General features: G+C 44.9%; 12 protein-coding genes and 1 tRNA gene. 7 read left to right on the top strand and 6 right to left on the bottom strand.

What is annotated here, in order from left to right:
• Nucleotides 1-41: 41 nt before the first annotated feature.
• Nucleotides 42-1,442, top strand: coding sequence for a tryptophanase (locus tag IQP38_RS21960; RefSeq protein ID WP_053307136.1), 1,401 nt, complete (start codon nucleotides 42-44; stop codon nucleotides 1,440-1,442).
• A 78-nt stretch (nucleotides 1,443-1,520) separates the two neighbouring features.
• Here IQP38_RS21960 and IQP38_RS21965 read toward each other — a convergent pair whose 3' ends face one another.
• Together IQP38_RS21965 and IQP38_RS21970 are read right to left on the bottom strand one after the other, a co-directional pair.
• Complete coding sequence (locus IQP38_RS21965) at nucleotides 1,521-2,132, bottom strand: DUF2913 family protein (RefSeq protein WP_005374167.1); 612 nt, start codon at nucleotides 2,130-2,132, stop codon at nucleotides 1,521-1,523.
• A 32-nt stretch (nucleotides 2,133-2,164) separates the two neighbouring features.
• A tRNA-Leu gene (locus tag IQP38_RS21970) sits at nucleotides 2,165-2,248 on the bottom strand.
• A gap of 561 nt (nucleotides 2,249-2,809) precedes the next feature.
• Here IQP38_RS21970 and IQP38_RS21975 point away from each other — a divergent pair.
• Complete coding sequence (locus IQP38_RS21975) at nucleotides 2,810-4,018, top strand: NupC/NupG family nucleoside CNT transporter (RefSeq protein ID WP_017635515.1); 1,209 nt, start codon at nucleotides 2,810-2,812, stop codon at nucleotides 4,016-4,018.
• A gap of 54 nt (nucleotides 4,019-4,072) precedes the next feature.
• On the opposite strand, the gene IQP38_RS21980 is transcribed toward IQP38_RS21975, so the two are convergent.
• Complete coding sequence (locus IQP38_RS21980) at nucleotides 4,073-5,161, bottom strand: DUF3541 domain-containing protein (protein WP_005374164.1); 1,089 nt, start codon at nucleotides 5,159-5,161, stop codon at nucleotides 4,073-4,075.
• 69 nt (nucleotides 5,162-5,230) lie between these two features.
• Nucleotides 5,231-5,836, bottom strand: coding sequence for an alpha-ketoglutarate-dependent dioxygenase AlkB family protein (locus IQP38_RS21985; protein WP_053307137.1), 606 nt, complete (start codon nucleotides 5,834-5,836; stop codon nucleotides 5,231-5,233).
• Between the two features lie 132 nt (nucleotides 5,837-5,968).
• Here IQP38_RS21985 and IQP38_RS21990 point away from each other — a divergent pair, with 132 nt between their 5' ends.
• Entirely contained in the window at nucleotides 5,969-7,324 is a 1,356-nt protein-coding gene (locus IQP38_RS21990; protein ID WP_193838038.1) for a diguanylate cyclase, read from the top strand.
• 387 nt (nucleotides 7,325-7,711) lie between these two features.
• Here IQP38_RS21990 and IQP38_RS21995 read toward each other — a convergent pair whose 3' ends face one another.
• On the bottom strand, nucleotides 7,712-9,268 hold the full coding sequence (locus IQP38_RS21995; RefSeq protein ID WP_080773721.1) for a DUF3612 domain-containing protein: 1,557 nt from the start codon (nucleotides 9,266-9,268) through the stop codon (nucleotides 7,712-7,714).
• 174 nt (nucleotides 9,269-9,442) lie between these two features.
• Between IQP38_RS21995 and IQP38_RS22000 the strand changes: the two genes are divergently transcribed.
• Nucleotides 9,443-10,021, top strand: a complete 579-nt coding sequence (locus IQP38_RS22000) for a malate synthase (protein ID WP_005374156.1) — start codon at nucleotides 9,443-9,445, stop codon at nucleotides 10,019-10,021.
• Between the two features lie 90 nt (nucleotides 10,022-10,111).
• On the opposite strand, the gene IQP38_RS22005 is transcribed toward IQP38_RS22000, so the two are convergent.
• Entirely contained in the window at nucleotides 10,112-11,125 is a 1,014-nt protein-coding gene (locus tag IQP38_RS22005) for a GGDEF domain-containing protein (RefSeq protein WP_047102820.1), read from the bottom strand.
• A 349-nt stretch (nucleotides 11,126-11,474) separates the two neighbouring features.
• Between IQP38_RS22005 and IQP38_RS22010 the strand changes: the two genes are divergently transcribed.
• From IQP38_RS22010 to IQP38_RS22020, 3 genes are read left to right on the top strand one after another with little or no spacing between them, the layout of a single operon-like run.
• Nucleotides 11,475-12,827, top strand: a complete 1,353-nt coding sequence (locus tag IQP38_RS22010) for a DASH family cryptochrome (RefSeq protein ID WP_047102819.1) — start codon at nucleotides 11,475-11,477, stop codon at nucleotides 12,825-12,827.
• A complete protein-coding gene (locus IQP38_RS22015) occupies nucleotides 12,827-14,371 on the top strand; it encodes a cryptochrome/photolyase family protein (protein WP_053307139.1) in 1,545 nt (514 codons plus the stop codon). The genes IQP38_RS22010 and IQP38_RS22015 overlap by 1 nt, the downstream gene beginning before the upstream one ends.
• Nucleotides 14,371-15,078, top strand: a complete 708-nt coding sequence (locus tag IQP38_RS22020; protein WP_017819732.1) for an SDR family oxidoreductase — start codon at nucleotides 14,371-14,373, stop codon at nucleotides 15,076-15,078. Before IQP38_RS22015 ends, IQP38_RS22020 begins: the two co-directional genes overlap by 1 nt.
• Nucleotides 15,079-15,136 lie beyond the last annotated feature (58 nt).

A 15,136-nucleotide genomic window follows, 5' to 3' on the forward strand; every position in this document is an offset into this window, starting at 1 on the left:
ACGTGAAACTGCGTAGGGCAATGCGTATAAGGAAATTAACAATGAAACGTATTCCAGAACCTTTCCGTATCAAAATGGTTGAGCCAATCAAAATGACGACTTTGGCAGACCGTGAAGTCGCGTTAAAAGAAGCGGGCTATAATCCATTTCTTCTTCGTAGTGATGATGTTTATATCGATTTGCTGACTGACTCTGGCACTGGTGCCATGAGTGATAATCAGTGGGCTGGTATCATGATGGGGGATGAATCCTATGCGGGGAGTCGAAATTACTACAACCTGTGTGATGCAGTGGAGCACTTCTTCGGTTATAAGCTCACCGTGCCTGCACACCAAGGGCGTGGTGCCGAGCAAATTTTGTTCCCAGCTTTGATTGAGCGTATGCGTCAGGTGCGTGGTGGCGAAACGCCAGTATTTATCTCGAACTACCATTTTGATACCACAGCGGGTCACATTGAACTCAATGGCGGTAAAGCGATTAACGTGGTAACGGAAGAAGCATTCGACACCACTACGCCTTATGATTGGAAGGGCAATTTTGATATCGATAAGCTGGTGGCAACAATTGAAGCGCACGGTTCGCATAACATTTGTGCAATTATCACCACGATTACTTGTAATAGCTCCGGTGGTCAGCCTGTGTCGATGGAAAACATGCGCAGTGTGTACGAGATTGCAACCAAGTACGATATTCCAGTGGTGATTGACTCGGCTCGTTACTGTGAGAACGCCTACTTTATCAAGCAGCGTGAAGCGGGTTACGAGAATAAATCGATTCTGGAAATCATCCGTGAGATGTACCAGTACGGTGATATGCTCACCATGTCAGCTAAGAAAGACCCGATGGTAAACATTGGTGGCATGTGTTGTATTCGTGATCATAAGGAGTTGTTCCAGGCGGTGCAGACGCGCTGCGTACCCATGGAAGGATTTGTAACATACGGCGGCATGGCTGGGCGTGATATGGAAGCGCTCGCTCGCGGTTTGTATGAAGCCGCGGATGAGGATTTTCTTCACTATAGAATTAGCCAAGTTCAATACTTAGGTGAGCGCTTACGTGAAGGCGGTATTCCGATTCAATACCCAACGGGTGGTCATGCGGTGTTTGTGGATGCCGCTAAGATTTTGCCACATATTCCAGCGGATCAGTTTCCTGCGCAGGTATTGTGTAATGCTTTGTACTTGGAAGCGGGTATTCGAGCAGTAGAGATAGGATCGTTGCTGCTTGGTAGAGATCCGGAAACGGGTAAACAAAAAGTGTCAGAGCTTGAGTTGATGCGTTTGACCATTCCACGTCGTGTCTACACAAACGATCATATGGATTACATTGCGGATGCGATTATCGAACTGAAAAATCGTGCACATGAGTTAAAAGGGCTCACTTTCGAGTACGAGCCACCAGTGCTGCGCCACTTTACTGCTCGATTTAAAGAGATCGATTAACTCAAGTTTAAATCTAGATAAGCAAAAGGCCGCGAGTTTCGCGGCCTTTTTCGATTCGTTTATTTCTTAGCGTTACACTTACGCCAACTCTAATGTGATGCGAACGAACTGGTCGTCTTGATACTGCACTTCATAATTGAAGGTACCACTGGCGTAAATGCTGCCAAGAAAAAGTGAACGTTGACTCATTGGTCCGCGGAACAGCATCGAAATAGGAGCGATTAGGGCGTTATTATCATCGAAGTGCTGATTTAAGTTCTCAGAAAGCACACACAGCAAACAGCCGTGTTGGTCGTGAGATAAGTCGACGTCTTCCGGTCGAGATAATAACACGGTAGTCCCCAGTTTCTTCTCAATCTCGTTGATCAGCAGCAAGTAGCTATCTAGATCGGGTTGAGGGTTGCTGGGTTTGTCTGCACCGACGCAGCGCTCGAGTAATGCTTCCAGATTTCCGTTCTCACCTTTTGCCTGCTGAGTCAAAGATTTTAACGGCTTTTTAATCAGCTTATAGCGATTACTCTTCAGTTTTGGTTTCAGCCATTTCTGAAGTAAGTCATTACGTTCTTTAAGGGAGAGGCCATGCGAGGACGCGTGAATTTTAAAGTGCAGGTGTAATAAAGCGTGAACCGCAAGCTCACTCAGAAGTTGATTAGCATCTGTAGACTGTCTTGCCTGCTTAGAACTTTGCATTACACTCGAACAAAATTAGGGAAGAAGGATAATGGTGCCGAGAGAGGGACTCGAACCCTCACACCAAAGGCACTAGCACCTCATGCTAGCGTGTCTACCAATTTCACCATCTCGGCATCATGATGCTCTGAATACTCAGAGGCCTCGAAAGAAGCAACGCGAATTGTATAACCAAAATCCACCTGTTGGCGAGAGCAAAATGACGAATTTTGGCTCTTTCGAGTTTGATTGCATATTTATTGGTCACTTTTATGTTTTTTACCATCAACGCCTATCCTTATGCCCTTACTTTTATTAATAGTATGACGACAAAAGAGTACTTTTGCCTAAATTTTGAACGCTTGAACGTTTGCGTAAATAAATGTGATGAATATCTCTTTTTGTTGGCTATACTTGCGTCCCGTTTAAGCGGGAATTAGGGTTTAGTTGTTCAGGACCCTTACCCATACAAGCCGTCACATGGAGCAGGCCAAGCAACATGCTCGCCAGCAGTGAATGACCCCACGGACCGGACCAGCTACGTTCAATTGCTTGTATAAGGTAAAAATAAGATGTCGAACTATTCGTTCTGTCTACATTCTGGATCTAAAAGTGAGTTATCACTCGCTGCGTTGTCCCTTTCTTCTGCCAATTCCTTTGGCTCTTTTTTCTTTTTCAACGTTTAGTAGGTCCAGCTCATGAGTGTTCTATTTAGTCTATTTGGTATTGTTGCACTGCTAGGTTGTGCTTTCCTACTTTCTGAGGGTCGTTCTTCCATTAATTGGAAAACTGTATCTCGCGCCTTGATGCTACAAATGGGGTTTGCTGCTTTGGTGCTCTATTTCCCGTTGGGTCAAGCGGCGCTGGCGAGTTTAAGTAATGGTGTCGCGGGGCTACTCAGCTTTGCTGATGAAGGGATTAAATTCCTCTTTGGTGACCTCGCTTCTTCTGGCTTTATCTTCGCTATCCGTGTCCTTCCTATCATCATCTTCTTCAGTGCTCTTATCTCCGCCCTTTACTATTTGGGCATTATGCAAAAAGTGATTCAATTTATTGGCGGCGCTATCCAGAAGTTCTTGGGTACGAGTAAAGCAGAGTCTTTGGTTGCAACAGGGAACATTTTCTTATCTCAAGGCGAGTCACCACTTCTTATTCGTCCATTTCTTTCTAACATGACTCGCTCTGAACTGTTTGCCGTGATGGCTGGTGGTATGGCTTCAGTGGCGGGCAGTGTGCTTGGTGGTTATGCTGGTTTAGGGGTCGACCTCAAATACTTGATCGCGGCAAGCTTTATGGCAGCACCAGGTAGTTTGATGATGGCAAAAATCATCGTTCCTGAGCGTCAAACGCCAAGCGATTACAACAATATTGAGCTAGATAAATCAGAAGAAAGCAACGTAATTGATGCGCTAGCAAGCGGTGCCATGGGCGGTATGAAAGTTGCCGTTGCTGTTGGTACCATGCTTATCGCTTTCGTGAGTGTTATCGCGATGGTGAACACGGGGCTAGAAAACTTGGGTGAGATACTTGGTTTCTCTGGCGTAACGCTACAAGCGATTTTTGGTTATTTGTTTGCACCTCTAGCGTGGTTGATTGGTGTGCCAAGCCACGAAATTCTAGCTGCGGGTTCATACATTGGTCAGAAAGTGGTGATGAATGAGTTTGTTGCGTTTATCGATTTTGTGCAGCACAAAGCGACACTGTCTGAGCATACTCAAATTATTATCACTTTTGCGTTGTGTGGTTTTGCGAACATTGGCTCAATTGCGATTCAGTTGGGCTCTATCGGCGTGATGGCACCTGAGCGCCGCAAAGATGTTGCAAGTCTAGGCCTAAAAGCGGTTGCTGCTGGTACACTCGCTAACCTGATGAGTGCTTGCTTAGCGGGAATTTTTATCTCTCTCTAATTTAGATTGAAGATCCACACTCAAAACCCGCCTAAATGGCGGGTTTTGTTATTTCTAAGGCTTGGGCATTAAGCCGTAAGGTATCGATTTAAAAGCCTCTGGGTGCTCTTGATAAGTTGGCGCTTTATGTACCCCTTTCCAATCGAGCAGCATGATGGCTAGCACGTTACGGTGTTCGCCGTACTTGAGATCAAAGTTACCGTCGACCGACGGAATCATCCCTTTTTCTGCGTTGATTGCATGACGAATGGCTTGGCGGGTCTTCTTTACGACCGGATCATGGTCCAAGCCTGCTAACAAAAACGAAATGCCGACTTCCGCAATCACGTCTTCTTTGGCGCGCAGTAGGATAGTGTCGATGTTGTTGCGAAAGTAATCATAAATCCATTGGTGTTTCTTCTCGCTTACTCGCTCCTGATAATACTGTGAATCGGCAAAGATGATGTGCGTCATACCATAGAGTTTGTTCCAATACTGCTGAGCTGAAAGCATCTTATCTTTATCGTCGGGGTAGGTGTTCCGGAAGGTTTGAGTGAATTCCTCGACCACATCTTGCTCTCCTAGCTGACGAAGCCAGTAGACTTGGTTTGCAAGCTGAGCTGCCCATGCCTCTATCATCTCTTTGTCCGTAACGTAACGCGAGAAATCGTAGCGCCTAATAATTTTTCTCAGCGTTTTGTCTTGTTTATGTTGTAGGCCATATTCGTTTGCTCTTGCCATTGCGCCAAGCAAATCCACACCAAGATAAAGGTACTCAGGATGGTGTTTAGTCACGGTATAGCGTCGCTGCCCTCGTTCGGTTTCTTTCTCTTGATACGTGGTCAACCTTTGAGATGAATAGAGAATGATGTCTTCTGGTTCAACGACTTCATTAGCAAATAGGTTTAACCGGCTGGCTACTTGTGCCATGTCGGTCCAAATGGCAGCGTGATATTTCTCATCTAATGTTTGGCGGTACATGCGTAAGCCAAAATGGCCCTCTTTAAACGCCGGGAAAGTGAACAGTTCTTGTTCGTAGGTACTACGAATCAACTGCGCTGATTGAGTATTATCGAGAAGCGGTACGTCTTCCTGTGATGCCTGAGCAGCAAAGGTAAGTGAGTAAAAGAGTAAGACCGCTAAGCTAAGAGGTTTAATACGCATAAATCCATTCCCTATGAAGTCCTGAACCTAAACCTACCATCAATATTAATTGAGAATGTAAAAGCTGAGTCAATAGTTGAAAATTTGCCTAAAAGTCAGGTTGATACGTTCATCTTTGGTTTTCGCGGTTTTTGGTACGCAGTGCTTCCAGTGATGCTGGAGCTCGCCAGCCATAATCAGTAAGGAGCCGTGAGAAAGCTCATATCCAATCTCAGTTTTACAATGTAAATTTCTAAGCAAAAATCGACGTGTTTCACCTAAGTTCAAAGATGCGATAACAGGGTTTCTACCTAACTCTGGTTCATTATCTTGGTGCCAGCCCATTGAGTCTTGCCCGTGTCGATATAAGTTAGCGAGAACAGAATTAAAAGTGACATCAGCAACTGATTCACAACGCACTTTGAGCTGAGTTAACTCAGGAGTCCAAGGGTGAGGCTGCATGGTTAAGCCTGAGTAAGTATATGCTGCATCACCGTGCCACGCTTGTAAGCGAGGTTGAAGTACTGACTTGCCGAACATAGTAATGTGTTCTTGGTGCCATGGCAGTGTCTTTCGAAGTTGGTCAAAGTAATTATCCGCCTCAAGATGGCTAAGAAAATGAGGATCATAATAAAGTTTTCCTCTTTCTACTTCTTGCCATAGATCGCCGCCAAATAAATCGCCTTGTTGATGCATCATCTCACACCTAAAACATAAAAGTTGTCAATCACTGTTACCTTTCTGATTATGATTGGTTATTCTTGTGATAATAAGAATTTTAACAATAAATAAAAAATCTCGTAGTTGTATACGAGTTGTGGGGAGAAAATGCGTTATTTACCCAGAAAGCGATGCTATTTTGCATTGTTCTTCCTCACCTTTTTCGCTTTGTGTATTGGGGTTATTGAGCTGTTAAATCGAAACCAGCAAGAGCTTCACAAAGAGCGAGTTCAAGTTGAGGCCAAAGAACAACTTTCCATTCTCCGTTCCAATTTGGAAGCGGTACTTATGGCGGATATCTACAAAGCCAGTACTTTAGCGACACTCATTACTTTACTTCCTAAAAACCAAGAAGAAGAATTGAGTATCGCCGCTCACCGAATCCTAAATAAAAGTAAACATATTACAATCATCGGTATCGCGAAAAATGATGTAATTAGTCATGTATTTCCACGCCAAGGTAATGAGCGCCTAATCGGCCTTGATTACCGCGCAGTGCCACAGCAGTGGGTACAGGTGCAAAAAGCCAAGGATGTACAAGAAATTTTCATCGCAGGGCCAGTGACTTTGATTCAAGGTGGCCGAGGTTTGATCGTGCGTGTGCCTGTTTTTCTTGATCCTCCAATGAATCAGGACTACTGGGGAGTGATCAGTGCGGTGATTGATTTCGATGCTCTGATGAGAGAAACCGGCGTAATTGATTTCTCGTATCGTTACCCTTTAATGATCCGTGGTTACGATAGCGGTGGCTCATTTGGTGATGCTTTCTTTGGCGCGCAAAGTTTAAATAGCATGGCATATGCAAAAGAGATGGTTCATTTTCCTTATGGTGGGTGGAGTATGGTGGTTTTCTCTGGAGGCAAAGCTGATCGCCAAATCTCTTGGCATCAGTTGCATTTAGCTAGAGTAATCGGCTATCCCATTATATTCGCACTTAGCCTCGCGCTGTTCGCCATTTATCGACTGTATACCATTGCAGATGACAGAGCTTTACACGATGAACTCACGCATTTACCAAACCGTCGCTATTTTATGAAGTTTTACAAGCAGCAGTTCGAAATAGCGAAACGTTATAAAAAGCGTTATAGCTTCGCCTTAATTAATATTGACCTAGATAGGTTTAAACACATTAACGATACCTATGGTCACGACGCAGGTGACAAAGTTTTAATCGCTACGGCTGAAAGGGTAAAAAGCTCTCTGCGTAAATCAGACATCGTGGCCAGAATGGGCGGTGATGAGTTTTTAGTTGTAGTCCATCACCCTGGAACGGAAGAAAATGTTCAGTCCCTTCTACAAAAACTTCGATTAGCGCTATGCTCGACGCCCGTCATTTACGATGAAACGCTTATCTATTTGAAAGCCAGTATTGGGTACGCGATATTTGACCCGAAAATGTCATCTCCTGAGCAAATGATGAAAATAGCCGATGAGAGAATGTATCAACAAAAGCATGGCGGATGAGCCTGAACCCAGTTTCAATAAGGGGTTAGAAGAATGGTAAAGTTGGGAGCCCGAAATCTCATCATCATTGAGGTACAAGAGTATGTGACTTCATATGTTCACAGACACTTTGCTGAGAGAGTCGTTATTAGCAGTGCATTCAGTGGCATATTTGCATAATGTTGCATTTTGCAAATGCAGTTTGCGAAATTAATGGTTAATAAAGCAACGATATGCATCTGGATCTACTAAAAAACGGCTTTTTTAAAGTTGGCACGCATCGTGCTTTACTTAGAGTGACCCTTATTAAGCCGAGGGTCACCTAGCCAACTGACGTTGTTAGTGAATACAAATTGTTCACAAGTATATACCGCCAATCACGTTTATTGTGATTGGCGTTTTTTCTTTCTAAAGCCCGATGATATTCACGTCGCTGCCCGTCTCATCAGCTTCTCCGCACTTGCTGTAACAACTAGGTTGTCTTGGACAAACCGCCCCTCTGGAGCAGATCAACCTTGCTTGGGTTTGAATCCCGCGCTCTATCCAGTTGATGTTTAATATCTTAGCGATAGTCGTTAAGTCTTTTTTGATGTGGGGAGGAATAACACTACTTCCGCCGGAAGCGACACAAAGGGACTTAAGTTCTTCCGCTATGGAAACGGCATCGCCACCTTGTGCAGAAATAGCAGGGTTAAGATCAATACCGGCACATAGCACGCGATTATTTCCCGCAGGGTCAAATACGTTGACCGATTCGCAGCAGTAGATACGTGGCTCGTCGCCAACATTTAAAATCGAAATTTGCGCTGAACTGGTATCCAAAGGCTGGGAAAGGCGTCGGAATACCGCCCAGTGCTGGCAAGGGTCGTTTACTTTGCGCATGTTGCCCCAAGGCAATGGAATACCATTTCCTCGATACACTGCTTTTAACTTGCCGGGGCCATAGGCATCAAAATAGTGCCAATGAGGGTAAGGCGAGACCACCGTCATGCGACGCATTGCAACGGAAGGAGAAACGCCGGCCTTTTTGTGAACATCAATTTCGTAACCGGAGCGGTCAAGCAACTGACGAAATGGTACTTTGGGGCAAAGCAAGGCACCAGCAAAAAAGCTAGACTCAAAATCACGCCAAGCTTGCAGGATATCTTGCGAATTGAGTTCAGAGTTCGACACAGGGCTGTCCATTTGCTCCCAATTGTTTTGATGCCCGATAGATAAAACGTTATTCATTGCATCGCTGCTATGGAGCACTCGATGGCCGATATATACCGCCAAGTCATACTTCAATCGGGTTGGATAGTCACGCATTCGTTTATTGAGATAAATAGTCCCAGGTGGCTCCATGAAAGACGTAATCAACTGTTTGGCGCTGACGCCCAGTTCATCAATCACATCTTGTGGCGCTCGATCAACCCAGCGGATATCCAATCCCATACTCTTTGCAATGTCTACGAGATCCTCTACAGATAGATTCAACCGCTTCAAGCCGACCTCTTCGGCGGCGCGCTCTAAATCAGGAAAATGGTTTTGATGGTTTTCTTGGTGTGCTCGAATCAAGAGATGAGCAAACTGACGCCCCGTGATACCTGTTTGGGAGAGCATTTCTGGTATCGCGATTTGAAGAATATCATTGGAGAACAGGAAGCTCGGCTCCAACGCCATGCCACTAATCCCGCCACGATTTCCTTTGTTGGGTGTGATGGCTTCTAATTCGGGTTCATCATCTAAAAACCACGCCGGATCTTTTTGAAAAACTTCCGCGATCACTTCGAGCATATCGATACTCGGTACGCGTTTTCCGCGCTCAATCATCGAAAGGTAAGAAACCGACGGAGCGTATTCAGGATTAATTCTTACACAACGGGCAGATAAATCTTCCATCGTTAAATGGTTGTTTTTTCTTAGGTTACGAATTTTCGTACCAAGAAAATGAGACTGACGAATAAGGCTTTTTGACACAGACATTTTGTAAAATTCACATTGTAAAATTTTTGTTGTGAAATTGTAGTCAATATTTCGCTAGTCTACATAATGAGCAGGCAAGGAAATTAACCATCCACTTCACAGAATTGCCTGAAACTTAAATAAAGGATTTAAGTTTTTACTCTAGGACGAGTTTTTAAGTGCGAGGATATGACGATGAATATGCTGAACTTCGATAAAAAAGAGATGCAACAACAACAACGCCCATTTATCGCTGAAGCCGTATTTGCCGTCGAAGCGGTAAGTGCTGAGCAGCAGAGTGAGAAACAAGTAAAAGCGAAGCAACTGCTTGACCGCATGTTCCCATTGGAGAACGGGTCGCACCAAGATGTATCAAGTTACGTGATTGATTACCGCCATGTTTTGGCTTATTTCAAAGACGGTACACACAGCGGCCTGAAAAGCCCAAAACACTTCGTGGCGTACACTGGTGAAAAGGAAGATCCAAAGTCGATTTTGTTTAAAGATGATTCGGGCAATCATGTCGAAGTGCTGTTTGGCTGTCACAAAGGCACTGGTTGCGTGGAATTAGTGGACATTGACGATATTCAATTGGAAACTCGCACGACGTTTCATCCTGAACTAACTGGCAATGCACCAACTGCGATGCGCCATTGGATAAGCCTAATCAAAGGCGACAAAAAAGGTAAGCCGATGGCATGCAGTGAAGATAAAGAATATACCGCAAAAAATGGTGACGACTACATTCTAAGTTACTGCTACAGCGTCGATTAAGATACTCATGATTGGATATAAAAACCCCGCACTTTACGTCGCGGGGTTTTCTTTTTCATCGTAAAAGTCGTTTTCGCTTAGTCAGTTTATTTAAATTGGCATCACGCGGTTACGACCGAGTTGTTTTGCTTCATAAAGCTGTTTATCGGCTTTATTGATTAAGGCTTCAGGCGTATCACCCGGCTCAAATTCTGCTACCCCAAAAGAAGCTGTAATGCTGTGAACTTGTGTGCCTGAGCGCTTATCTCTGATACGCAGTTTTTCTATCATCCGGCGTAGTGTGTCTGCATATTGGCGAGCAATTCGCAGAGATTTGTTAGGTACAATTAACGCGAATTCTTCACCACCAAAACGGTACGCACATATCCCATCTCGACAGCTTTGTTGTAGCCGGCGGGCAATGGCTTTTAATACTGTATCGCCAAAAAGGTGCCCGTAATTGTCGTTAAATGATTTGAAATGATCGATATCAAGCATGATCAAGGTCATTGCCTGATTTGATGCAATAAGTGAAGAGAGATCTTTGTCAAATGCTCGGCGGTTGTATAGGTTTGACAAACCATCGAACAACGCATCTTGCTGTACTTCAGCCAGTTGGTTTTTGAGGCGAGAAATTTCTTCACTCGCGTTAGTCAATTGGCTATTCAAAAACTTTGTTGAGTGACGAATTTCATGTGACTCTGCGACAAGTTGACGAATCACCACCATCACTTCTTCAATGCTTAGGCTATTGTCCTCAACTTTTTCCAGTTTATTAAAGCTTTTGTCTACCATCTCGGAAAAGGAGGAAGTATCTGAAATCGTATCGCTCATTGAACTGGATACTTCGTGTAGCAGAACTTCTACATTGGTTCTAAGATCTTCAAGGCTGGTTTCTGCTTTGCTGGCCACATAGTTGTTGTAAAGCTGTTTATTGGTTGCTGGCGGGCAAATACCGTAGTTTTCTAACACCATGTCTAACTCAAAGTTGAGTTCTGGAATGGTCTTGTCAACGTAGGTATACCAAAGCGCGTAGTTGGCTGGCGTGGCAGCAACATGGTTTTTGATCATCAGTGGGACCGCTTTTTTTAAATTAGCGGTTGATTTCTTAAACTCGTCGGTCATTTCTGCGATGGTACTAGCAAAATGGGATTGGGCTTAGATTAACGGATATTAACTAATGTCGCTTTAATTTTTATCACTTTTGCATGGTTTATATAGAAAATGAGTGATTAAGATCGTGATCAATACCGTTGGATTCAAATTTTATAAAATATCAGTATGAAACATGTACAGGCATTTGGTGGTATTGCGTGTTTTGAGATATCCAGCAAATGGATTCCGTGTAAACGTTAGTAACCTAATGATCGTCAAACTCTCGTTTTCGTATAAAAGCAAGTAAATCAAAAGGCTTAACGTCAGGGTCTCCGTGAAAAGAACTCGTAGACGAAGAATTAACATCTGAGGGTGCGAATTGAAAAAGAAAATAGGACTTTATTGGTTCACGAACGACTTGCGATTGCACGACAACCCACTGTTGAAAAGCGCCAGTGTAGAAATGGACGAGTTAATTTGCTTGTATTGCTACCCTTCAATGACGCCTTACTTGCATCACTTTGCGCAGGAAGCCTCTTTCGGGCGCGCGAAATTGCAGTTTCTCGACTCATCGCTTAGTGAACTCAATCGATCTTTGAATCACCTTGGTCAGCGATTATGGGCGGTTGAACTGACGCCCGATCAAGCAATCAAGTATGCTGTTAATCGCTTCGGCGTCACACATATATATGCTGACGCCTTTCCCGGTTCGGATGAGCAACAAGCGTTAGATCGCGTAGCTGAAGGCGCTTCTCATGTAAAAATAAAACAGCAAGCAATCCGGACCCTGTTAAGGGAAGAACAACTGCCATTTGACTTGAGCAAACTGCCTACGACTTTCACGCAGTTTAGAAAGCAAGTTGAAGGTTTAGACATCTCTCGGCCCCACGAGAGTATCCGTTCGTTACCTCCAATTCCTTTAGGTGTGAATCTTCCTTCCGTTACTGCATATTACTTTGACACAAAAGCTGCGTTTCATGGTGGAGAAAGCCGCGGGCTTGAACATTGTCGCCAGTATTTTGCGTCCACACTAGCCAGTGAATACAAACAAACACGCAACGGTTTAGATGGCATGGATTACTCCACTAAGTTCTCTCCTTGGCTAGCTCATGGGTGCGTTTCTCCGAAAACTATTTATGCCATGTTGAAACGTTATGAAGCGGAGAGTGGTGCAAATGATTCAACCTATTGGATTTACTTCGAACTGCTTTGGCGTGAATACTTTTATTGGTATGCCCGTCGATACAAGCGGCAGCTGTTCCGATTCGGTGGCATCCAAAATCAAGCACCACTCACTAGCTTTTACGCGCACCGTTTCCAACAATGGAAGAAAGGTGAAACGCCATTTCCTATCGTCAATGCGTGTATGCACCAACTTAATGAAACGGGTTATATGTCGAATCGTGGCAGACAGTTAGTCGCCAGTTGTTTGGTGCATGAACTTAGCCTCGATTGGCGTTATGGCGCGGCGTACTTTGAGTCACAACTGGTTGATTACGATGTGGCATCAAACTGGGGAAATTGGCAATACCTAGCGGGCGTTGGTGCTGATCCGCGTGGTTCACGACAATTCAACCTCGAAAAGCAAACCGAAATGTACGATCCGCACATGGAGTTCATCGATAGGTGGCAAGGTCGTTGTCCTGGCGCGCATTTGGATAGTGTAGACATGGTCGATTGGCCGATTGTGATGGGCAGCAGTGACAAAGCTTCGTCGTCGGAGAAACCGTAATGCAATTTGAAACCGTACGATTGATCTTGGGCGATCAACTTAACAGTGAGCACTCTTGGTTTCATCAACCGGATGAGCAAGTGCTTTACCTGATTGCGGAGCTCAAGCAAGAGAATACTTACGTCACGCATCATATTCAGAAAGTGTGTGCGTTCTTTTCTGCAATGGAACAGTTTGCGAAAGAGCGTCAGAGTGAAGGTCACCAAGTTCAGCACCTCACGTTGGATGACACACAATCCTTCGACGATCTTGAGCAAGTCTTGCAACACTACGTGAGCGAAGTTGGTGCAAGTAAGTTTGAATATCAACGCCCGGATGAATACCGTTTACTAGAGCAGTTAGCCAAACTAAAGCTTGATGGGGTCGTGGCGCGTTGTGTCGATTCGGAACACTTTTTGTTGCCGTTTGAAGAGATAGAATCGCAGTTTCCTCAAGGCAAACACATCATGATGGAGCACTTTTACCGCCGTATGCGCAAGCGCTTCGACATCTTGATGCAAGACGGAAAACCCGTCGGCGGAAAATGGAATTACGATGCCAATAACCGTAACAAGCTCAAAGCCAAAGACATTGAACAACTGCCACAACCTTTGATGTTCAGTACCGACGTGCGCGATATTACTGAGCGGTTGGCACGACATGACATCAAAACTATCGGAAATCTCGAAGGGGAATTGTTGTGGCCGATTAATCGCGCGCAAAGCCTCTCTTTACTCGCGCATTTCTGCCAAGTCTGTCTGCCGTTATTCGGACGTTTTCAAGATGCTATGACAGGCCAGCACGACGCTAAGTGGAGCTTGTATCACAGCCGAATTTCATTCTCGCTCAACAGCAAATTGCTGCACCCGAGAGAAGTCATTGATGCATCACTCAAGGCATTTCACTCCAACGCGGACATCGACATTTCTCAAGTTGAGGGGTTTATTCGCCAAATCTTAGGATGGCGAGAGTACATCCGAGGCGTCTATTGGGCGAACATGCCTCATTACCCGAAAAAGAACGAGCTGGGCGCAGAAAGAAAGCTGCCAAACTTCTTTTGGAGTGGCGAAACCAAAATGGCCTGTATGCGCAATGCGATTGGTCAGTCCCTTGATTATGCCTACGCACACCACATCCAACGTTTGATGGTCACTGGTAACTTTTGCTTGCTAACCGAGATCGACCCAGATCAAGTGGATGAGTGGTATCTCGGTATCTATGTTGATGCGATTGAATGGGTCGAAATGCCGAACACTCGTGGCATGGCATTGTTTGCGGATGGCGGCATTGTTGGCACCAAACCTTACGCGGCGAGTGGTTCTTACATCAACAAAATGAGCGACTACTGTAAGGGTTGCCATTACGACAATAAGGCGAGGAGTGGGGAAGGATCGTGTCCGTTTAACAGCCTTTATTGGCGCTTTATGAACAAACACGACAAGCGCCTCGCAGCCAATCCACGAATCGGGATGATTTTCCGCTCTTGGGACAACATGGAAGAACAACAACGCCAAGCGATTCTTGATACCGCAGAGCACTACATAGAAAACGTGGAGAACTTGTGATGGAAATACTCATCGTCGGTGGCAATGGTGGAATTGGTTTGGCGATGGTGAGAGAAGCCGCAGCTCGGTTTCCTCAAGCTCGCGTGCATGCCACTTATCGTAAGCAGCAACCAGATTGGCAACACCCAAATGTCGTTTGGCATCAAGTGGATGTATCGCAAGACGAGCAGGTAAAAGCGTTCAGTGAGCAGATTGAACACGTCGATTGGTTGGTGAACTGTGTTGGTATGTTGCACACCCAAGAGAAAGGTCCTGAGAAGAATCTTAGCTCGCTCGACGCAGACTTCTTTCAGCAAACCATCACGGTTAATACTTTGCCAAGTTTACTGTTGGCAAAATACTTCACGCCCAAGCTAAAGCGCAGTACTGCACCCAAGTTTGCGACCATTTCGGCCAAAGTTGGCAGCATTAGCGATAATCAGTTAGGTGGTTGGTACAGCTATCGAGCATCGAAAGCCGCATTAAACATGTTCCTAAAAACCATGTCGATCGAATGGCAAAGAGTGGTCAAACATGGCACGGTGCTTTCACTTCACCCTGGCACCACAGATACCGCTTTGTCGGCACCTTTTCAAACCAATGTCCCAGAGGGAAAGTTGTTCACGCCAGAGCGAGTTGCTAAGGATTTATTAGGCTTGATAGAAAAAGCAACCCCGCAAGATAGCGGGGCGTTTTGGGCTTATGATGGGACGTTATTACCTTGGTAAGAGAACGCGTACAAACGTTAATACAAATGAAATAACATACTCCAGAGAGGGTCGGAGT

The sequence above is a fragment of the Vibrio sp. OPT41 genome, from assembly GCF_015163595.1.
Lineage (GTDB): Bacteria > Pseudomonadota > Gammaproteobacteria > Enterobacterales > Vibrionaceae > Vibrio > Vibrio alginolyticus.